This is a genomic window from Gluconobacter japonicus (assembly GCF_015244665.1).
GTDB lineage: Bacteria > Pseudomonadota > Alphaproteobacteria > Acetobacterales > Acetobacteraceae > Gluconobacter > Gluconobacter japonicus.
Map to the genome: position 1 here is coordinate 92,812 of NZ_JABCQN010000002.1, position 19,342 is coordinate 112,153.

Consider the following 19,342-nt stretch of genomic DNA (forward strand, 5'->3'; position numbering starts at 1 on the left):
GGGAAACCGTCACGCTGAAAGGAATGACGTGACATGCTCAAGGCATTAACTCGGGACAGACTGGTATCTGAGATGAAACAGGGATGGAAATACGCGGCCGCAGTCGGCCTTATGGCAGTGTCTTTCGGCGCTGCCCAAGCCCAGGACGCTGATGACGCCCTGATTCAGCGCGGCGCTTATGTGGCTCGCCTGTCTGACTGCGTCGCCTGTCACACGGCGCTGCACGGCCAGCCTTATGCTGGTGGTCTGGAGATCAAGAGCCCAATCGGCACGATCTACTCCACCAACATTACGCCGGACCCGAAATACGGTATCGGCAGCTACACGCTGGAAGACTTCACGAAGGCCATCCGCAAGGGTATCCGCAAGGATGGTGCAACGGTCTATCCGGCCATGCCATATCCTGAATTCGCCCGCCTGTCTGATGACGACATCAAGGCCATGTATGCTTTCTTCATGCATGGCGTGAAGCCGGTGGCCCGTCAGAACAAGGAACCAGACATTTCCTGGCCGATGAACATGCGCTGGCCGCTGGCCATCTGGCGCGCAATGTTTGTTCCGACAGTTACACCCGGCCTCGACAAGAGCATTTCCGATCCGGAAATTGCCCGTGGCGAATATCTTGTGAATGGCCCGGGCCATTGCGGCGAGTGCCATACACCTCGTGGCATGGCCATGCAGGTCAAGGGTTATACGACGAAGGACGGCAACGCTTACCTCTCCGGTGGCGCACCGATCGACAACTGGATCGCTCCGAGCTTGCGCAGCAACAGCGATACGGGTCTGGGTCGCTGGTCTGAAGAAGACATTGCCGAGTTCCTGAAGAGCGGCCGTATCGACCATTCTGCCGTCTTCGGTGGCATGGCCGACGTGGTGGCTTACAGCACCCAGCACTGGACGGATGACGATCTGCACGCAACCGCCAAGTACCTGAAGAGCATGCCGGCCGTGCCAGAAGGCAAGAACCTCGGTCAGGATGACGGCAAGGCTACGGCCCTGCTCGAAGCCGGTGGCAAGGGGGACGCAGGCGCAGAGGTTTATCTGCATAACTGCTCCATCTGCCATATGAACGACGGTACGGGCGTCAACCGCATGTTCCCGCCTCTGGCTGGCAACCCGGTTGTCATTACGGATGATGCAACATCCATGGCGAACATCGTGACTTTTGGTGGCATCCTGCCTCCGACGAACACGGCGCCGTCCGCTGTTGCGATGCCGGGCTTCCGCGATCATCTGTCTGACCAGCAGATCGCCGATGCCGTCAACTTCATGCGTAAGAGCTGGGGCAACCAGGCTCCAGGAACGCTGTCCGCTTCGGATATCCGCAAGCTCCGCACAACGGGTGCTCCGGTGTCCACGGCTGGATGGAATGTTTCTTCCAAGGGTTGGATGGCCTACATGCCGCAGCCTTATGGCGAAGGCTGGACCTTCTCCCCTCAGACGCACACAGGTGTGGATCAGGCTCAGTAAGCCTCTCCCAACTTTGTTAGCCTGACATGAAAAGGTGGTTCGGAAGCGAACCACCTTTTTTCTTTTGCCATCAATCCGTTTTCACAGAACCACATCCTGCATTACATAAGGAGCATGACCCCCATCTCCTTTTCGACCTCGCAGGTTATTTTTGCTTTAGCAACAGGTGCGGGCCGTGCGGCCATTGCCATCATGCGCGCTAGCGGACCAGGAAGTGCAGAACTTCTCAAGAACCTCTGCGGCTCCCTCCCTGAACCTCGACGCGCCAGCCTTCGCAGCCTTCGTCATCAGGGCGAAGTTCTGGATCATGCCGTAGTTCTCTGGCTGCCTGGCCCAAAGTCATACACCGGGGAAGACGGGTTTGAACTCCATCTTCATGCCGGACCAGCCGTTATTGCCCGCGTTGCGGATGCTCTGACTGATCTGGGGGCGAGGCCTGCTGAACCAGGAGAATTCACCAAACGTGCGGTACAAAAAGGTCGGCTGGATCTTCTTCAAGCCGAAGCTATTGCCGATCTGGTCGATTCCGAGACGGAAAGCCAGCGTAAACAGGCACTTCAACAAGCAGATGGGGCTCTCAGTCGGTTATACGATGGCTGGGCCCAGCGACTACGACTTGTTTTAGCGCATCAGGAAGCTCTGATTGACTTCCCGGACGAAGACCTGCCTCCAGAAGTTGAGGAAACTCTTCTGGCTGAGATGTCAGCGCTCCATCATGAAATGTCCGCTCACTTGCAGGACAATCGCGGCGAACTGATGCGACAGGGGTTAACAGTCGTCATTGCAGGCTCTCCGAATGTTGGAAAATCAAGTCTTCTCAATGCCTTATCTGGTTATGATGCAGCAATCGTCACGCATCGCGCAGGAACAACACGAGACGCCATTGTCGTTGACTGGGTTTTAAATGGTGTCCGCCTCCGGCTGATCGACACGGCGGGACTTCGTGAGACGGAAGATGAGATCGAAGCAGAAGGTATCCGGCGCGCTTTGTTTCACGTGAAACAGGCGGACGTCATTCTGCATTTAATTGGGCCAGACGAAACTACGGACGCTCTGTCTGACAATGAAATTGCGGTTCGTACAAAAATCGACATCGCATCTGCCCCGCCGAACATGCTAGGCATCAGCACCCAGACAGGTGATGGATTGTCAGCACTTCGGTCCGTACTGACGGAACGGGTCTCAGCACTGACTGCTAGCGCCGGTGCACCGCCCCTGACCCGGGCACGTCATCGTGCAGGTATTCAGGAAGCCGTCACCCATCTGGAGCGCGCCCGGACTGCCACCTGGCCTGAATTGCGGGGCGAAGAGCTTCGCCTTTCCATGCAGGCTCTGGGGCGTCTGACGGGACGTGTTGATGTTGAATCCCTGCTCGATGCAATTTTCGGGCAGTTCTGTATCGGGAAGTAGGTTTTGAGCGATTTCGATGTCATCGTGATCGGCGGCGGTCACGCCGGGTGCGAAGCAGCCGCAGCATCTGCACGCTTTGGAGCCAGAACACTCCTGCTGACCCACAAGCTCGAAACCATCGGAGCTATGTCCTGCAATCCTGCTATTGGCGGAATTGGCAAAGGCCATCTCGTGCGTGAAATCGACGCGCTGGATGGCTTGATGGGCAAAGCTGCCGATCGCGCGGGTATCCATTTCAAACTGCTCAACCGTTCCAAAGGGCCAGCCGTTCACGGCCCCCGTGCACAGGCTGACCGTTCCCTTTACCGGACGGCCATTCAAACCCTTCTGGCAGAAACGCCTAACCTGACGATCATGGCTGGAGCGGTTGGGGATCTGATTGAAGAAAACGGACAGATCTGCGGCGTCATTTGTGAAAATGGCAGATCTTTTCATTGCGGTGCTGTTGTCCTGACAACGGGCACTTTTCTACGCGGTGTGATCCATGTCGGCCATGAGCAGCAACTTGCCGGGCGCATCGGTGAAGCCCCTGCCACGAAATTGGGGGAACGTCTGGAAGCCCTGAACCTCCGTATGGGCCGCCTTAAGACCGGCACACCACCACGCATTGCCCGGGACAGTATCGACTGGGACAATCTGCCCGAAGATCGTGGTGATGAGGTCCCGGAACCTTTCAGCCCCCTGACGGATCGCATCACGAACGATCAGGTCTCGTGCCGCATCAGCCAGACGACGTCAGAAACACACCGAATCATCAACGAGAACCTACATCGTTCTGCTATGTATGGTGGTGCGATTGCCGGGCGTGGTCCACGCTATTGCCCGTCAATTGAGGACAAGGTGGTCCGCTTCGCAGAGCGATCTTCCCATCAGGTTTTTCTGGAGCCCGAAGCACTTCCTGGCAATCCGGGCGGCGACCTCGTCTATCCGAACGGAATCAGCACCAGCCTTCCGGCGGACGTTCAGGCGCTCATGATCGCCTCCATGCCGGGTCTGGAAAAAGCCCGGATCGTGACTGCCGGATATGCCGTGGAATACGACTACGTCGATCCACGCGAACTTCTGCCATCGCTTCAGTTGCGTAGTCTGCCGGGTCTGTATCTGGCGGGGCAGATCAACGGCACCACGGGGTATGAAGAAGCGGGCGCTCAGGGCCTTCTCGCTGGGCTGAATGCTGCCCGCGCGACAGCCGGAAACGATCCGCTCATTCTGGATCGGAGCGATGCCTATCTGGGTGTCATGATTGATGATCTGACGCTGCACGGCATCAGCGAGCCTTATCGGATGTTCACCTCCCGTGCCGAATACCGTCTGATCCTGCGCGCTGATAACGCCGACCTGCGCCTGACCCCGAAAGGTATGGATGCAGGCTGCGTTCTGGCAGAACGAGCCAACGCTTTTACAGATATGAAGACCCAGATTGATGCGGCTATGGCTCAGGCCGCTTCGACAACATTCCTGCCCCAGACACTCAGAGAAGTCGGGTTTGAAGTCTCACTGGATGGACGGCGTCGGAGCGTTCTCGATGTTCTGGCCAGTAATGGTGATCATTCCAGAGTTCTCGATCTAGCGCCTTGGTTCGCAGAATTGCCGCTTCGCATCCGCCGTCATGTGGAAACAGAAGCCCGCTATGGTGGCTATCTGAACAGGCAGGACCGTGAGATCAAACAGCTTGCATCGGAAAGTGCCATCGTACTGCCAGACGATCTGGATTACACAGCCATTGGCGGCCTGAGTAACGAAATGCGCGAGCGTTTCACTCAGGCCCGACCGACCAGCTTTGCAGCCGCACAACGCGTTCGAGGCGTAACGCCTGCCGCTCTTGTTGCCCTGCTGGCTCATGTAAGGACCCTGTCATGACCACCGTTTCACGTGAAACGCAGGACAGACTGGAGCGCTTCGCTGATCTGCTCGTGCAGTGGAATGCGAAGATCAATCTGGTCAGTCCGAAAGATTTAGGCCAACTCTGGCCCCGCCATATTCAGGACAGCCTGCAACTCGCAGACCAGATCCCCCAAGGCGCCACCATTACAGATCTCGGCTCTGGTGGCGGCTTTCCGGGTGTCATTCTGGCCATCGCGACGGGTAATCCGGTCACGCTCATTGAAGCCGATCAGCGGAAATGCGCGTTCCTTCGAGAGGCTGGCCGTATCTGCGAAGCCAATGTCACTGTTCTTCCCAAAAGAATTGAAGCGGCCAATCCTCCAGAAGCAGATATCATCACAGCTCGCGCACTGGCTCCATTGGTCAAACTGCTCGGCTGGGCGCGGCCTCTGCTGAAAGAAAACGGATTTTGTCTGTTTCTCAAGGGTATAAAGGCACAGGATGAGTTGACCGAGGCAAGCCGTGACTGGCACATGACATCTACCATTCTTCCCAGCCGCACCGACCCCGGCGGAGCCATCATCAAGGTCAGTGATTTCAAGCGTGTCGTCTAATTCCGTATCCCCCACCACTCGTATCATTGCCGTCACCAACCAGAAAGGTGGTGTTGGCAAGACCACGACCACAATCAATCTGGCCGCTGCGCTGGCACGGAAACAGCGCGTCCTGCTCGTTGATCTGGACCCACAGGGCAATGCCTCGACCGGATTAGGCATCGAGTATGATCAGCGGAATGTCGGCACATATGCTGCTCTGATGCAGGAAGCAGAGCCACATGCCCTTGCTCAGCCGACCGAGTTCGAGAATCTTTCGATCATCACAGCCAATAACGAACTGGCTGGTGCCGAACTGGAGATGATTGCAGATGAGCGGCGGGAATATCGTCTCCGCGATGCGCTCCGCGCCCTTGAAGGCGATTACGACACCATCCTAATCGACTGCCCTCCCAGTCTTGGCCTCCTAACGCTGAACGCTCTGGTTGCCGCCGACAGTGTTCTGGTTCCGCTTCAGTGTGAGTTCTTTGCGCTCGAAGGAATCAGTCAACTTGTCCGCACCATTGACCGTGTGCGGCGTGCTTTCAATGCAGATCTGCATCTCGAAGGCATTGTTCTGACAATGTATGATCGACGAAATAACCTTTCAGAACTCGTCGCACAGGATGCACGAGGGTTCTTCGGAGACCAGGTTCTCGAAACACTGATCCCGAGAAATATCCGTATTTCCGAAGCGCAGAGCCACGGCAGTCCGGTGCTGAACTATGATGCACGCTCCACAGGCGCTGTTGCCTATGTGGCCCTTGCAGATGAACTTCTGAAGCGAACCGAGAACAGGACAAAGGCGTAAGCTGCGATGGCCAAAAAGGACACTTCCCCGCGCCTCGGTCGTGGACTTGCAGCCCTGCTGGGGGATCAAGCCCCTCAACTTGCCCGCACAACGCGCGCCAATACTCCGGTGCAGCAGCACACCACCCTCCCCGTCGATGTGCTGGAACCAAGTCCCTTTCAGCCGCGTCAGGATATGAACCCCGAGCGCCTGGAAGAACTGGCCAATTCCATTCGCTCCAGAGGCATTCTTCAGCCTCTTCTGGTTCGACCAGACCCTGCCAATCCGGAACGCTATCAGATCATCGCCGGTGAGCGTCGCTGGCGTGCGTCGCAGCTTGCGGGGCTGCACAGTGTGCCGGTCCATGTGCGCCAGTTGGATGATACGGATGCCATGGCTGCGGCACTGGTCGAGAACCTTCAGCGCGCAGACCTGAACCCGATCGAAGAAGCTGAAGGGCTCCAGCGTCTTCTTAACGATTATACGCTAACGCAGGAAGAACTGGCCGGCGCTGTTGGTAAATCCCGCCCACACATCACCAACACGATGCGCCTGCTTAACCTCCCTTCCGAAGTTCGCGCCTATGTGCGTCAAGGCGCGTTAACTGCTGGTCACGCTCGTGCCCTGCTGGGCCACCCTGACCCAGTGGCTGCCGCCAAGATCGTTCTGGAAAAGGGCCTGAATGTCCGTCAGACTGAAGCACTTGCGGCTGAGAAATCGGAGAAGAAGCTTGCCCCCAAAAGCCGGCGAAATGCTGAAATTGTTCAGATCGAAGAAGACCTCGCTCTTCGTCTTGGCCTGAAAGTTCGGATTTCCTACGATGGTAAAAAAGGCGGCTCACTCAAGATCGATTATCGGTCTCTCGAACAGTTCGAGAGCCTCATGCGGCTACTAAATCGATCTTAAGTTATTGTTTTTTGAGGATATTTCAGATTTATTTATTTTCCTTACGAATCCCTCTTGCATACCTCGCGTAATTAGCTCTATAACGCGCATCACCGGAAACGGAGCGACGGGCACATAGCTCAGTTGGTAGAGCAGCTGACTCTTAATCAGCGGGTCCAAGGTTCGAGCCCTTGTGTGCCCACCAAGCTCCGTTTCCGGTCTTTCTCTTGAAATTTTATTTTGCGTAAAGTCGGAATATTAGTTCTGTTTGCTGCATTGGCAGTCGCGGACTCATTCCGGACTCTTCCGCAGGAAAAGTCCGGTCTCCGCCAGAAAACTTTTCCTTTCGGGGATTTTTCAGCCCCGAAAATCTGGAAGCTCGTTCACAGCCACAACACGCCATAGACCATTGATGCGCTCGATGATTGAGATGGACAGATTCTGAATCGTAAACCGGAGCGCAATATCTGGATGAATGGCAAGTGCATGGGACAGAGCAGCCCGGATGGCGCCTCCGTGACTGACTACCACTATGTCCTGACCAGAATGCGTATTGGCAAGATCCTCCAGGCCATGAGATACGCGCGCACAGACATCCAGCATGCTCTCTCCGCCCGGCGGAAGCTCGCTTGCTGACAAAGACCAGAACGGGTTTGGCGGTAGACGCAAAAGTGACAGGAACTGCTCATGAGGTGTTCCATGCCAGTCACCGATCGACTGTTCGACAAACCGTGTGTCCAGTCTCACATCAGGACACTGGAAATCTCCAGCACAGCGAATCTGGATCGCCGTATCCCTCGCTCTTTGAAGCGGCGAACTATACCAGACAGCATCTGTAGGCAGACGACGTGCGAGTGCCGCATAACCACCCTGCTGACTGGCCATGGCGTCTTTGCAAAGAGGCACATCCATGGCGCCATACATTGTCTTGCGTGCAGCGGCCTCCACGACAGCATGTCGCACGAGCCAGAAACGCGTGATACCCCGAGGAAGCTCTGGGCTATCTAGAAAATGTCCGTGTGGAACGACGTGATCTGTCTGGGTCATGAAAAAGGCGCGTAACGGGGAACGGGGTTGGCGTCCAGAAGAACATTCCAATGTTTCAGGATCAATTCCAGTTTAGCGATCACTCTGCGGGCATCCGCACATTCCCGCTGCAATCTTTGCGACTCATCCAGTCCTGCATGAGAGGGCTCTCCTGAAACCAGTCTCGCGCCAGCACACAGACGTAATGCACCCGCTGGGCCATCCAGAAGTGGATGAGGAACTGGAACAGGCTGTCCCAGAACACAGAGCAAAGCTGGCTCCCCTTCCCTCACCCAGGGTGATAGATCCGCGTTTAGCCAGCGATGCAGCTTTCGTGCATCTTCCAGAGCAAGGGGCCGCTCAGGCACCAGAGGATCATCCACTAAAAAGGACAGAATCGTGGGAACCGCATCCCAACGCCCGTCATCAACGGGCTGTCCCATGGGAAGCATTGTCAGTGACGGACACCGATCCACTATGTCGACGGCCTGCGCCATGAAAGACTCTAATCGATAGCGGATTGTGTCATCAGGTAGAGTAAAAAGTGCGTCCATCTCAGCGAGAGCGGCATGCCATCGCAGAGCGAGACCAATATTGTGGCCCGTGCTCAACGCGTTTTCATCCGATCCTTCCGGCCATTCATCACGATGGGCATAGTCTTTAAGACCGACCGGAAGGGATAGTGACCGAAGACGGTTGCGCAATTTTTCCGGCAGAAGAATGGCGCCACAAAATGGCGGTCCGGTAAAAAATTTTGAGCCCGTCACCATGACCATCAGGCCACTCTCTACCCATTCAAAAACACGCGAAGGGCTGAGGCGCGCCTGACAGGCATCCACTACAACACTGAAATGTTCCCCAAGCTCGCGTCTCAGGATTTCGATGGTGTTCATATCGGGAGCAGCCAGACCGGTTTTAGACTGATCCAAGCGGTGCATCAGAACATGACGTCCAGCTTTTACCTCTTGTCGCGCGAGTTCAAGACATTCGGCATTGATTTCTTCTATGGCCCGTGAGGTTCCATCCGAATGTCTGATTGTAACACCGATAAGACGGGTATCGGCAGGGAATCCCTCAATCAGTTCCCCTTTCCCGACCAGCGTGGCACATGCACTGTCTGCAGCAAAATGGCGTCCACACGCCGCTAGAGGTACACCACTTCCAGTCTCGTCTGGAGCAAGCAGGATGGAGCTGACAGGTCGCGTGGTTCCCGCAGCAACAAGAGCCAGAACTGCCAGTTCACAATCCGTCCCTGATGCCGAAAGCAATACGGCATCCTCTGGCAGGCCATAATGTCCTCCAATGCCAGCTCGCGCATTTTTGACCATTGTTTCCTGAACAAGGTCAGGGTCCTGCTTTGAAAGAAGTGCGTTCATCATCGCACATCGGGCTGCTTCTGCCCCTCCGAACCCTCGCTCTGACAAAGAAGATGCGGTTGACGACCCAAAACTGACAGCCCACGGTCGTGGGCGATGCGAGCAGGAATAACGGTTCAGCCCTGTTTCGGGATCAACTGCCAGTCTGGAGTCCCCTCCACTACTCATCAATGTTTCTGCCGGCGCCATAACGGGCCACAAACGCACGAGAATGGGTTGCAACCTGTTGGCATCCTGCAAAGTAAACTCTGGCGCCTCTGGCAACAGCAGTTTCAGGCTGTTCCAGATATCAAGCAATATCTCGCTTCTCGGCACATCCCCCGCGCATATGGCCAGTTCAGTCGGAAGCGGACAGGATGCATTTGTATCGAGACCATGAAACAGCGCGGCAACACGCGCCGCAGCAAAACTGGCAAGACGTGCGTCTGCACCAGCATGGAGCAACCGGAAAAGTTCAACCGCCTGCCGTAGAAATGTTGGTGCCAGCGCCGGATTACGAAGACAGGGTTCCCCCAGCTTAAGACAGGCCCGCCCGGCAGGAGATTCCTGACCTGCCGTCAGATTTTCTCCCAATTGGAAAGGCTGCTGTAAGGAAATATCGAGTTCTGGCATGAGGCCTGCCGCAACGACCCTGAGATCTGGGCGTTCCAGCACATCAACGAGCGAGCGGGTTAATGTATCAGCCAGCATACCTTTGTTCTCCTGCGTGCCTCACAGGAGTGTCTGGGTAGCTCATTCAGCGATGAGGGGCGAGACCTTATGGTTGTAGAAATAGTTTCATTAGTATTACCGACAGCTCTGTTTGCGCCTCTTGTACAACACTGTAAGGTACTTTCCTGTGGCGGGGCTGATGCTCCTACCGTGATGTTAAGGAGTTGAAATGCGGATATTGTTGACAGGCGGTTGCGGCTTCATTGGTTCGGCCGTAGTGCGTCATATCATCAAGAACACCGAACACAGCGTGCTGAACGTCGACTGCATGACCTATGCAGCCTCTGAAGATACGGTCGCCGAAGTCGCTTCCGATCCGCGTTACTCTCACGCTCGCGCCAACATCGTGAACGGCGTTGAAATGCAACGTCTGTTCGAAGAGTATCGCCCGGATGCCGTGATGCATCTGGCAGCTGAAAGCCATGTGGACCGTTCAATCGATGGTCCTGGCGTCTTCATCCAGACCAATGTCGTTGGCACCTACTCCCTACTGGAAGCTGCCCGCAAATACTGGAACGGCCTCGGAAACGAAGAAAAGGCCGCGTTCCGCTTTCATCACATTTCTACAGATGAAGTCTTTGGCCATCTTGAGCCAAACGATCCGCCATTTACAGAGACAACACCTTACGATCCGCGCAGCCCGTATTCAGCCTCCAAGGCCTCGTCCGACCATCTGGTCCGCGCCTGGTACCATACTTACGGTCTGCCAACCTTCGTAACGAACACCACAAACAATTATGGTGTCTGGCACTTCCCGGAAAAGCTGATTCCGCTCGTGACCATCAACGCCATCGAAGGGCGTGAACTCCCGGTTTACGGTAAGGGCGAGAACATCCGTGACTGGCTGTTCGTGGAAGACCATGCTGAAGCTCTGGTCCGCGCTGTTGAAATTGGCAAGCCAGGCGAAACCTACGCTATTGGCGCCCGCCAGCCGCGCACGAACCTGGAAGTCGTCAAGAAGATCTGTGCTGTTCTGGATGAACTCCTGCCAGATCCGGAAGGTCCGCGCGAGCGTCTGATCCGTTATGTGACGGACCGCCCCGGCCATGACTTCCGTTATGAGATCGACCCGTCGCATGCCGAAAAAGAGCTGGACTGGAAAGCCAAGCACGACTTCGAAACCGGTATCCGCAAGACGGTTCAGTGGTATCTCGACAACCGTGACTGGTGGGAAGGTATCCGCTCCAAGCGATACACGGGACAGCGACTGGGAACACGCGCATGAGCACGATCGACACGAAGCCCATGAAGGGCATTATCCTGGCTGGCGGTTCGGGCACGCGCCTGTATCCCATGACGCTCGCTTCCTCCAAGCAGCTTCTGCCGGTTTATGACAAACCGATGATCTACTACCCTCTTTCCACGCTGATGCTGGCGGGAATCCGGGACATCATGATCATCACGACCCCGCATGACATGCCTCAGTTCCAGCGCCTTCTGGGCGATGGTTCCCAGTTCGGCGTGACCTTCGAATACCGCATCCAGCCTTCCCCCGACGGTCTGGCCCAAGCGTTCCTGATTGCGGAAGACTGGCTTGCAGGCTGCCCATGCGCACTGGCCCTCGGCGATAACCTGATCTTCGCCGATCATCTGGGCGTGCTGCTACGTGCGGCTGCAAACCGTCCTGAAGGTGCGACGGTCTTCGCGTATCAGGTTCGTGATCCCGAGCGTTACGGCGTGGTTTCGTTCGATGAGAGTGGCAAAGCGCTCGAAGTCGTTGAGAAGCCGGAAAACCCTGAGTCAAACTGGGCCATCACAGGTCTTTATTTCTACGACCACCGTGTTGTGGATTTTGCCAAGAAGGTGAAGCCGAGCCCCCGTGGCGAACTGGAAATCACCGATCTCAACCGCATGTATCTTGAAGAAGGCACATTGCAGGTTGATCGCCTCAGCCGCGGCTGCGCTTGGCTCGATGCTGGCATGCCCGATAGCCTGATGCAGGCTGGCAGCTTCGTACAAACCATTCAGTCCCGTCAGGGCATGCTGGTTGGTTCGCCGGCTGAGGTTGCTTTCCGCAACAAGTTCATTACCGCTGACCAGCTTCGCGATCATGCAAAGCGAATGGGTAAAACTGAACTGGGCCGCCTGTTACTTGAACTGGCAGATCACGGCGCCTGATCTTCCCCGCGCTGCCTGACCTTGTCAGGCAGCGTTTTTTCTATTGAGGCATAATCTGCCTTTATTTCCAGATCTAATTTTTGAAGGAAACCGTCATGAAGGTTGAACGGCTCGCCATTCCAGACGTCATTCTCGTTACGCCTCCTCGCTTCAGCGATAATCGCGGTTTCTTTTCGGAAACCTATAATTTTGACCGTATGACAGAAGCTGGCATCAACCTGCCTTTCGTTCAGGACAATCAGAGCCTTTCCGTTGAAAAAGGCGTTGTCCGTGGTCTGCATTGCCAGTTAGCTCCCTACGAGCAAGGCAAACTCGTCCGCGTGACGCGCGGCGCCATCTGGGATGTGGCAGTCGATGCCCGTACGGGCTCACCCACCTATGGCAAATGGGTTGCAGCTGAGTTGTCTGCTGAAAACTGGTCCCAGCTCTGGGTTCCGCCCGGCTTCCTGCATGGCTTCGTGACGCTCGAAGAGAACACCGAAGTGCAGTACAAGTGCACGTCTCTTTACAGCAAGGTCTCCGAGCGCGCGGTGATCTGGAACTCTCCGGAACTGAACATTGACTGGCCCATTTCCGAAGAAGAAGCGGTTCTGTCTGACAAGGACAAGATCGCACCGCACTTCTCCGAAGCCAAGGGCTGGTTCCAGTACGAAAAGTGAGTAACGTCATGTCCAGCACAGGTTCCATCCTCGTCACGGGCGGCAATGGCCAGCTTGCGACATCTCTCGCCACTTTGGGCGGTGACCGCATCATTCGTGTCGGCCGCCCTGAGTTCGATTTCGACAAACCGGAAACAATCGCCGCTGCGATTGAGAAGTATCATCCGGCTGCTGTTGTAAATGCGGCAGCCTGGACGGCTGTCGATTTGGCCGAAACAGAAAAAGACGGTGCAGAACGCGCCAACTGTTCTGGCCCAAAGGCGCTTGCTGAAGCCTGTGCCAAGGCTGGCATCCCTTTTGTGCATGTCTCTACGGACTATGTCTTTTCTGGTGACAAGGGTGCACCTTACACTGAAGAAGATCCGACCAATCCTGAGACGGTCTATGGCAGCACCAAGGCTGACGGAGAACAGGCTGTTCTGGCAGCCAATCCGAAGAGCATCGTTCTTAGAACGTCTTGGGTCTATTCAGCCCATGGCAAGAATTTCATCAAGACCATGATCAATGCAGGAGCCAAAAATCCGGCACTGAAGGTCGTGGGAGATCAGAGCGGCAATCCAACCAGTTCCGACGATCTGGCTGAAGCCATTCTGGCCATTCTGGCTCTGGTGGAAAAAGACGGCTGGAAACCGGAATATGCTGGCATCTATCACGCCAGCGGAACCGGAGAGACGACCTGGCATGGTTTGGCAGTCGCCGCGCTGGAAGAAGCCGAGAAGCATGGTCAGGCCATGCCAACGGTTACAGCCATCCGAACAGAAGACTGGCCCACTCCGGCCAAGCGTCCGCAGGATTCTCGTCTGGATTGTTCAAAACTTCACCGCATTTTTGGCGTTAAAATGCCTGAATGGCGTGAGAGTGTAGCCCGTACGGTGCATCGTCTCTTTACGGCTTCGTAAGTTTTATGGGCCATTCCTGACAGAATGGCCTATTTCTGCAGTTTTACCGTTCTCATAAGGATGTCATGTCTTCTCCTCAATCCGGCCTCCCCCGCTGGAACCCGCAGATGATCCGGGGAGGAGCAAGCCTAGGCGCCGACAGAACGACGCGCGTTGCCATTTTACTGTCCCTTTACAACGGCGAATCTTACCTCAACGCACAACTCGATAGCATTCTGGCCCAGTCTCACACGGACTGGGTTTTATACTGGCGAGATGATGGATCGACGGATGCGTCGCGAGTCATCATGCTTTCTTTTGCTGCGCATCGGGGCCACGGACGGTGTGTTGAGGTTACGTCTATTCCTGACGTCAAAGGTGTTGGCGCCTCATATCTCCATCTGCTGAACTCTATTCCTGAAACGCCATTTATTGCGTTTGCTGATCAGGACGATGTCTGGCACCCCAAAAAGCTGGAATGGGCCGTAAACTGGCTTAAAGCGCAACCTTCAGATGTCCCGGCAATCTATTGTGCCCGCCAATATTTGACGGACAGCAACCTGAATGTCTTCAGCAAATCCGAGCGGTTACATCGACAACCCAGTTTCGCCGCGGCTCTAACCCAGAATATCGCTACCGGCCATACAGCTGTCATTAACGCCGCTGCCTGTCATCTCCTGCATGGCACTACTCCACCTTCTCATACCCTGCATGACTGGTGGGCCTATCTTCTGACTATGGCAGCAGGCGGCGAGATTTTTTTTGATAATCGCTGTGTGAGTTATTACCGCCAGCATTCTCGCAATACGGTCGGCGCAAAACATTCCAAGTTCAAACGCGGCCTCTGCGCCATAAAACGCGGCCCAGGAGCGTTTATGACTGCGTTTGAATCGAATGTGCAGCGCCTTCTCAGCTATCCGGACATGCTAACATCGGAGTCCAAGGATCTTCTCGAAGATCTGTCTCAGGCCAAGACGCTCAAAGCACGTTTTAAACTCATCTGGAAACGGCCAGAGCTTCAGCGCCAGACCTTCTGTGAAACGGCTGTGTTTCGCCTCTGGTATCTTCTGGCAACGCGCTGTCACTAAGCCTTCAAGCCAAGTTCTTGCCTCATGGCGTCCATGAAGGCTTTATCCTGCTCTAGGCTGAAGGGTCTGGCTGCAGCGTAATCATAGGCAATACTGGCAGCTTTAATCCGCTTGTCTTCCTCCTCACTTACATAGCGAGGCACGATATGCGTATGAAGCGACGGCGCAAGATTGCACCATGTTTCGTAATTGATCCGGGACGCACCTGTTACAGCAAGCAGGGCATCTCCGGCAGCAGCCATGTCCAAAAGATATTGCGCCCTCGCCTCTCCCTGTAAATCGTTCAGGGATGAAACAATGGGATCTGCCAGTAACTGGCAATACCCTGGAAGCGGTTGCGTTTCACCAAGGACCAGCCAACCGGATTTCATACGCCCAATAACAAACGGGTTATTGCCACTTCGCGCAGCAATAACCCGTTTTGCGATAACGTCCATATTGGTTCCTCCTGAAGAAAGGAGGAACCGTATCATGCTGCAGACCGAGCGTCCTCTTCATCTTCTTCAGGCACAATACGCTTGTTTTCCCGTGTCGGACGGAAACGGTTTTCCAGTAGGGCATCTTCAATGTCTTCAAGGGATGCACCAGAAGTTTCCGGCACAAAGAAGAACACAAAGATCACAGAGGCCAAGTTGACCAGGGCGTAGAACCACATCGTCCATGTCAGGCCAATTCCTTCGGCCATTGTCAGTGCCGTACTGGTCACAAGCAGATCTGCCCCCCACAGCGTCGCTGCGTGCAGGGATGTTGCCTGCCCACGCATGGAAAGCGGGAACATTTCCGCACCAAGAAGCCAACCGCAAACCTGAATGCCACCAGAGTTGAACATCATGAACAGCAGAAGGAAAGCAACGATCAGATAAGATCCAACGCTCCCCGGAGCCGGATGGCTCATGAACATGATGCCCAGACCAACCAGCGACAGGGCAGCCCCTGGGCCCATGATCAGCATGAGACGACGACGCCCAATCCGGTCCACAAACAGACAGCCCAGGAAAGTCATGATGCAGTAGACAATTGCCACGCCAAGGGACGCCCATAGGGCGGAAGACGCACCAAACCCAGCATCGTTCAGGAAGGTTGGGGCGTAGTAGATCATCATCTCCAGCCCGCCACACTGGGTAAAGAAAGCGACGCCAAGAGCAGCAACCAGCGCCGGGCGCACCCAAGGCTGGAAGAGGCCACGCCAGCCGCGGTTCTTAGGATCAATGTCCGTTGCGTTCTCGCGGATCGCTTCCACTTCTTTGCGGACTGCGCGCTTAGTCGTCCGAATGCGACTGAGATGGAGAATGGCGTTCTTCATGCCCTCATTCTCGGCCGACCAGCGAGGACTTTTCGGCATAAAGAACATGGAGACGAAGACGATGGCGGCAGGAATGGCGGCAATACCCACCATTGGGCGCCATCCCCAATTTGTCCGCTGGGTCAGACCAATGATGTTGGCAAGCAGAATGCCCAAACCGATGGCAACATTGAACATTGTCACCAGACTACCGCGCCGTTCCTGAGGTGCGAGTTCCGAAATATACATCGGAACCACCTGTGTAGAGCCACCAACAGCAAGGCCAAGTACGAAACGGGCCGCAATCAGGCTCCAGACATCAGGAGAAAATGCGCAGGCTGTCGCACCAAGAACAAACACCCCGCTGACAATGCAGGTTGTTGTCCGACGGCCAAATTTCTCGGAAAGGGAACCAGCTCCGAAAGCACCAAAGACTGCCCCCAGAAGAATAGCGGAAGCCACGCTTTCCTTCATGGTGGAATTCAGATGGAAGTCTTCACCGATAAGAGGAAGAGTGCCAGAAATGATTCCCGTATCGTAGCCGTAAAGACCACCGCAAATTGCGGCGACCATAGCGGCAAGCATCAGGATCAGTTTCGCATTCGGTGAGACCTCGATTTTGGAGAGGTCTATCTGTTCACGAACAGGTCGAGATGTTTTCGTATCATTTGACATAGCGATACTAACATAGAGCAATCTGTCAGGTTTTTCGCGCCTACGCTGTTTTTTCGTAAAAAACTATATTTTCCGTATAGTGTGGCCTTAAAGTGGCTATAAGCAGAAAACGTGTGGAGGTTTATAATGCCGTCTCAGAATCCGGATACAACGCGTGATGCGCCCGTCATTACGCTAAAGGCGCTCATTATTCTTCATATTTGCCTGATTGCCTTTATCGGGTTGATTCATTTTCGTCTTGTGACAATGACAGCCCATTAACGTCTGACCAGACAGGCCATTCCATAACAGGCGGCGGCACCAAGACCGATCCAGAACGGAACGGGTATGTCTGTCATCCATGACAGAGCGAGCCCTCCCCAAGAGAGAAACAAAGCCAAAGTCACGGCGCTTACCAAGCCTGCAATAGGTCCAAGACCTAGCCTCAGCGCTGTTGCCGCCGGGCCAACCATCAGGCTGAAAGCCAAAAGCGCGCCAGAAACCTCTGCGCAGGCAGAACACGCCAAAGCCGCGATTGCCATAAAACCGAGGGATGTAAGGCGAACAGGAACTCCACGGGCCTGAGCAACATCCGGCATCAGGCTTGCAAACAGAAGCGGCCGGCCAAGAAAAACCAGTCCCGACAAACACAATACCGCAACGCCCGTTAGAGCCAGCAACGTGGGCATATCAATGCCAAGAACATCTCCAAACAGAAGCGTTGTTGCCATGCTGGAAGCACCGTTCGCTTCGTGCAGAAACCATGTGCCCAGACCAAGACTGGCAGCAAGAACGAGGCCAATCATGCTGTCCCGATGGGGCGATAGAACAACGCCTTTTGCTTCACTCCCCATCGCAAGACCGGCGAGCAGACTGAAAGCAATCATGCCATAAAGAGGCGAAACGCCCAGCCAGACCGCCCCAGCCGCTCCACTGAAGCCAATATGAGACAAAGCGTGGGCTGCAAAAGCCTGACGCCGCAGAATCAGAAACCATCCCACTGTTCCGGCCAGCACAGAAACAATCGTGCATCCCAGAAATGCATGTTGCATGAATTCGAACTCAAACATGCAGACTGCCATTTTCCAGCTTCAGAATACGCGACACTTTCCCATCCAGAGCTTCCGTCTCATGAGACGTCATGAGAATGGAAATTCCGAGCTCCCGTGTCAGGGTATCCAACAAAGATACAATCTGATGCTGCGCCTCGTGATCCAGCGCTGCCAAAGGTTCATCCAAAAGCAACGTCTTCGGGTTGTCTGTCAGGGCTTGGGCAAGACAGACCCTTTGGCGCTCGCCCCCCGACAGCAGACCAAGAGGCCGCCGGGCAAAAGACAGCGCACCCGTCAGAGCCAGCAAGCGTTCAGCATTCTCCCGCCGGCTGCGAGACGGGAGAGAAACCCCCCATTGTGCACCGTTCATCGCGGCCATGACATGACTGATTGCCGGGATCATCAGAGCAGCATCATTCAGGCCCTGAGGCATGTAGCCAATCTGTTTACAGGCCGTTTCAGGCGGCTGCCCTTTGACAAGAAGGACCCCATTTTGCAGGCGAACAAGACCAAGACAGGCTTTTAGAAAAGTCGATTTTCCGGAACCGTTTCGACCTGCCAGCAGTGTCATTCCCGTTATGGGAACTGTCAGCGTGGCATGATCCAGAATGATTTTGTGCCCTGCACAGAGCGTGACCCCGTCAAGGAAAAGGTTATCTGGATGCGCCATCAAGGGCCTTCTGAACAGACTCAATGATTGAAGACACCCAGTCCTGCCATGATAATCCCGAAGGCAATGTTTCCCCAATCACGACAATGGGCATACCACGCATTCTGGCCTTCTCCACCATTCGGTCAATTTGCGGCGACCTTACAGCAGGGTTTACAATCAGCAGCTTGACGGTCTTCTTATCCAGCGCAGTTTCAAGCGCTGCGACATCCTGGGGAGTAGGCTCTGCATGATGCATGGCGGCCAGAGCAAAACCTGTATCCACAATATGTAACCCCATATTCTGGATAAGATCAGCCCCGACTGGCTCCATCGCAGCAATGGCTGTTCCCTCGTAATCTTGACGCAGTTTTTCACTACGTGTTTCCAGATCATCAATCTGTTTTAGGAAAATATCCAAGCGCTGTTGAACCGCTTCTTGATTCAGCCCCTGCTTGATCAAAGCGCGTGCTGTAGCCAGAGCAACCTTACGAACGGCCATTGGATTGAGAAACAGATGCGGATTGTCACCCACTTTCCACCCAGCTTCCTGCGCAGCAATAATGCGAGATGCAGAAGACGAAACGAATGGAAGCGCCCAGTCATCATAAGTTGCGCCGTTGAGCACAACGAGTGCCGCATGCGCTGTCTGACGTGCCATTGAGGGAGTCGGCGTCAGTTCATGAGGATCAATACCGGACGTTGAGATCAAAGCCTGCGTCGTAATTTCAGATCCGCCAATCTGAGCAACAATATTACACCAGACAGATTCAACGCAGACCACAGGCATGGTTGCGGCAGAAGCAACAGGTGCCGTCAGCAGCGAACCGACCAGACACAGGGTTCGGAAACGATGCATGAGTTTCCCCGACGGAGC

General features: G+C 55.0%; 19 protein-coding genes and 1 tRNA gene. 13 read left to right on the top strand and 7 right to left on the bottom strand.

The annotated features are described in order from the left end of the window. Positions 1-33: 33 nt before the first annotated feature. The 7 genes from HKD32_RS03855 (at position 34) to HKD32_RS03885 (ending at position 7,177) form a co-directional block, all read left to right on the top strand. Positions 34-1,470 (top strand): c-type cytochrome, encoded by a 1,437-nt coding sequence (locus HKD32_RS03855; RefSeq protein WP_062023473.1) that lies wholly within the window; start codon positions 34-36, stop codon positions 1,468-1,470. Between the two features lie 114 nt (positions 1,471-1,584). Further along, complete coding sequence (mnmE, locus tag HKD32_RS03860) at positions 1,585-2,880, top strand: tRNA uridine-5-carboxymethylaminomethyl(34) synthesis GTPase MnmE (RefSeq protein WP_194257562.1); 1,296 nt, start codon at positions 1,585-1,587, stop codon at positions 2,878-2,880. A gap of 3 nt (positions 2,881-2,883) precedes the next feature. Then, complete coding sequence (mnmG, locus tag HKD32_RS03865; protein ID WP_061931172.1) at positions 2,884-4,740, top strand: tRNA uridine-5-carboxymethylaminomethyl(34) synthesis enzyme MnmG; 1,857 nt, start codon at positions 2,884-2,886, stop codon at positions 4,738-4,740. Further along, positions 4,737-5,318: a 16S rRNA (guanine(527)-N(7))-methyltransferase RsmG gene (rsmG, locus tag HKD32_RS03870; RefSeq protein WP_061931175.1), complete on the top strand. Its 582-nt coding sequence runs from the start codon at positions 4,737-4,739 to the stop codon at positions 5,316-5,318. Before mnmG ends, rsmG begins: the two co-directional genes overlap by 4 nt. Next, positions 5,308-6,108: a ParA family protein gene (locus HKD32_RS03875; RefSeq protein WP_034880827.1), complete on the top strand. Its 801-nt coding sequence runs from the start codon at positions 5,308-5,310 to the stop codon at positions 6,106-6,108. Before rsmG ends, HKD32_RS03875 begins: the two co-directional genes overlap by 11 nt. Positions 6,109-6,114: 6 nt before the next feature. Next, positions 6,115-6,993 (top strand): ParB/RepB/Spo0J family partition protein, encoded by an 879-nt coding sequence (locus HKD32_RS03880; RefSeq protein WP_061931178.1) that lies wholly within the window; start codon positions 6,115-6,117, stop codon positions 6,991-6,993. A 108-nt stretch (positions 6,994-7,101) separates the two neighbouring features. Further along, positions 7,102-7,177, top strand: a tRNA-Lys gene (locus tag HKD32_RS03885). Positions 7,178-7,329: 152 nt separating this feature from the next. Here HKD32_RS03885 and HKD32_RS03890 read toward each other — a convergent pair. Both HKD32_RS03890 and HKD32_RS03895 read right to left on the bottom strand, forming a co-directional pair. Further along, complete coding sequence (locus tag HKD32_RS03890; RefSeq protein ID WP_061931231.1) at positions 7,330-8,019, bottom strand: histidine phosphatase family protein; 690 nt, start codon at positions 8,017-8,019, stop codon at positions 7,330-7,332. Then, positions 8,016-10,064, bottom strand: coding sequence for a hypothetical protein (locus tag HKD32_RS03895; protein WP_061931235.1), 2,049 nt, complete (start codon positions 10,062-10,064; stop codon positions 8,016-8,018). The genes HKD32_RS03890 and HKD32_RS03895 overlap by 4 nt, the downstream gene beginning before the upstream one ends. 190 nt (positions 10,065-10,254) lie before the next feature. Between HKD32_RS03895 and rfbB the strand changes: the two genes are divergently transcribed. The 5 genes from rfbB to HKD32_RS03920 all read left to right on the top strand — a co-directional run bounded on the left by rfbB (position 10,255) and on the right by HKD32_RS03920 (position 14,828). Then, positions 10,255-11,310 (top strand): dTDP-glucose 4,6-dehydratase, encoded by a 1,056-nt coding sequence (rfbB, locus tag HKD32_RS03900; RefSeq protein WP_010502909.1) that lies wholly within the window; start codon positions 10,255-10,257, stop codon positions 11,308-11,310. Between the two features lie 20 nt (positions 11,311-11,330). Next, positions 11,331-12,203, top strand: coding sequence for a glucose-1-phosphate thymidylyltransferase RfbA (gene rfbA / locus HKD32_RS03905; protein WP_194257734.1), 873 nt, complete (start codon positions 11,331-11,333; stop codon positions 12,201-12,203). 95 nt (positions 12,204-12,298) lie between these two features. Then, positions 12,299-12,862: a dTDP-4-dehydrorhamnose 3,5-epimerase gene (gene rfbC / locus HKD32_RS03910; protein ID WP_061931241.1), complete on the top strand. Its 564-nt coding sequence runs from the start codon at positions 12,299-12,301 to the stop codon at positions 12,860-12,862. An 8-nt stretch (positions 12,863-12,870) separates the two neighbouring features. Continuing rightward, positions 12,871-13,761 carry a dTDP-4-dehydrorhamnose reductase gene (gene rfbD, locus HKD32_RS03915; protein WP_010502914.1) on the top strand — a complete coding sequence of 297 codons (891 nt, stop codon included), beginning with the start codon at positions 12,871-12,873 and terminating at the stop codon, positions 13,759-13,761. Positions 13,762-13,826: 65 nt separating this feature from the next. Beyond that, entirely contained in the window at positions 13,827-14,828 is a 1,002-nt protein-coding gene (locus tag HKD32_RS03920; protein ID WP_228118767.1) for a glycosyltransferase, read from the top strand. On the opposite strand, the gene HKD32_RS03925 is transcribed toward HKD32_RS03920, so the two are convergent. Next, a complete protein-coding gene (locus HKD32_RS03925; protein WP_010502918.1) occupies positions 14,825-15,265 on the bottom strand; it encodes an HIT family protein in 441 nt (146 codons plus the stop codon). The two genes, HKD32_RS03920 and HKD32_RS03925, sit on opposite strands and share 4 nt — an antisense overlap. Positions 15,266-15,297: 32 nt before the next feature. Beyond that, positions 15,298-16,785 carry a sugar porter family MFS transporter gene (locus HKD32_RS03930; RefSeq protein WP_010502920.1) on the bottom strand — a complete coding sequence of 496 codons (1,488 nt, stop codon included), beginning with the start codon at positions 16,783-16,785 and terminating at the stop codon, positions 15,298-15,300. Positions 16,786-16,911: 126 nt separating this feature from the next. On the opposite strand from HKD32_RS03930, the gene HKD32_RS15420 reads away from it, so the two are divergent. Next, positions 16,912-17,046 carry a hypothetical protein gene (locus HKD32_RS15420; RefSeq protein ID WP_255312266.1) on the top strand — a complete coding sequence of 45 codons (135 nt, stop codon included), beginning with the start codon at positions 16,912-16,914 and terminating at the stop codon, positions 17,044-17,046. Here HKD32_RS15420 and HKD32_RS03935 read toward each other — a convergent pair. The 3 genes from HKD32_RS03935 to HKD32_RS03945 are packed head-to-tail and all read right to left on the bottom strand — an operon-like array spanning position 17,043 to position 19,324. Further along, on the bottom strand, positions 17,043-17,834 hold the full coding sequence (locus HKD32_RS03935; RefSeq protein WP_010502922.1) for a metal ABC transporter permease: 792 nt from the start codon (positions 17,832-17,834) through the stop codon (positions 17,043-17,045). The genes HKD32_RS15420 and HKD32_RS03935 overlap by 4 nt on opposite strands. Then, positions 17,827-18,486, bottom strand: coding sequence for an ATP-binding cassette domain-containing protein (locus HKD32_RS03940; protein ID WP_061931247.1), 660 nt, complete (start codon positions 18,484-18,486; stop codon positions 17,827-17,829). Before HKD32_RS03940 ends, HKD32_RS03935 begins: the two co-directional genes overlap by 8 nt. Further along, positions 18,470-19,324: a metal ABC transporter solute-binding protein, Zn/Mn family gene (locus HKD32_RS03945; protein ID WP_061931250.1), complete on the bottom strand. Its 855-nt coding sequence runs from the start codon at positions 19,322-19,324 to the stop codon at positions 18,470-18,472. The genes HKD32_RS03940 and HKD32_RS03945 overlap by 17 nt, the downstream gene beginning before the upstream one ends. Positions 19,325-19,342: the final 18 nt, after the last annotated feature.

Coding starts and splice junctions, on each gene's coding strand:
- HKD32_RS03855 (WP_062023473.1), top strand. CDS start 34: ATGCTCAAGGCATTAACTCGGGACAGACTGGTATCTGAGATGAAACAG.
- mnmE (WP_194257562.1), top strand. CDS start 1,585: ATGACCCCCATCTCCTTTTCGACCTCGCAGGTTATTTTTGCTTTAGCA.
- rsmG (WP_061931175.1), top strand. CDS start 4,737: ATGACCACCGTTTCACGTGAAACGCAGGACAGACTGGAGCGCTTCGCT.
- HKD32_RS03880 (WP_061931178.1), top strand. CDS start 6,115: ATGGCCAAAAAGGACACTTCCCCGCGCCTCGGTCGTGGACTTGCAGCC.
- HKD32_RS03890 (WP_061931231.1), bottom strand. CDS start 8,019: ATGACCCAGACAGATCACGTCGTTCCACACGGACATTTTCTAGATAGC.
- HKD32_RS03895 (WP_061931235.1), bottom strand. CDS start 10,064: ATGCTGGCTGATACATTAACCCGCTCGCTCGTTGATGTGCTGGAACGC.
- rfbB (WP_010502909.1), top strand. CDS start 10,255: ATGCGGATATTGTTGACAGGCGGTTGCGGCTTCATTGGTTCGGCCGTA.
- rfbA (WP_194257734.1), top strand. CDS start 11,331: ATGAAGGGCATTATCCTGGCTGGCGGTTCGGGCACGCGCCTGTATCCC.
- rfbC (WP_061931241.1), top strand. CDS start 12,299: ATGAAGGTTGAACGGCTCGCCATTCCAGACGTCATTCTCGTTACGCCT.
- rfbD (WP_010502914.1), top strand. CDS start 12,871: ATGTCCAGCACAGGTTCCATCCTCGTCACGGGCGGCAATGGCCAGCTT.
- HKD32_RS03920 (WP_228118767.1), top strand. CDS start 13,827: ATGTCTTCTCCTCAATCCGGCCTCCCCCGCTGGAACCCGCAGATGATC.
- HKD32_RS03925 (WP_010502918.1), bottom strand. CDS start 15,265: ATGGACGTTATCGCAAAACGGGTTATTGCTGCGCGAAGTGGCAATAAC.
- HKD32_RS03930 (WP_010502920.1), bottom strand. CDS start 16,785: ATGTCAAATGATACGAAAACATCTCGACCTGTTCGTGAACAGATAGAC.
- HKD32_RS15420 (WP_255312266.1), top strand. CDS start 16,912: ATGCCGTCTCAGAATCCGGATACAACGCGTGATGCGCCCGTCATTACG.
- HKD32_RS03935 (WP_010502922.1), bottom strand. CDS start 17,834: ATGTTTGAGTTCGAATTCATGCAACATGCATTTCTGGGATGCACGATT.
- HKD32_RS03940 (WP_061931247.1), bottom strand. CDS start 18,486: ATGGCGCATCCAGATAACCTTTTCCTTGACGGGGTCACGCTCTGTGCA.
- HKD32_RS03945 (WP_061931250.1), bottom strand. CDS start 19,324: ATGCATCGTTTCCGAACCCTGTGTCTGGTCGGTTCGCTGCTGACGGCA.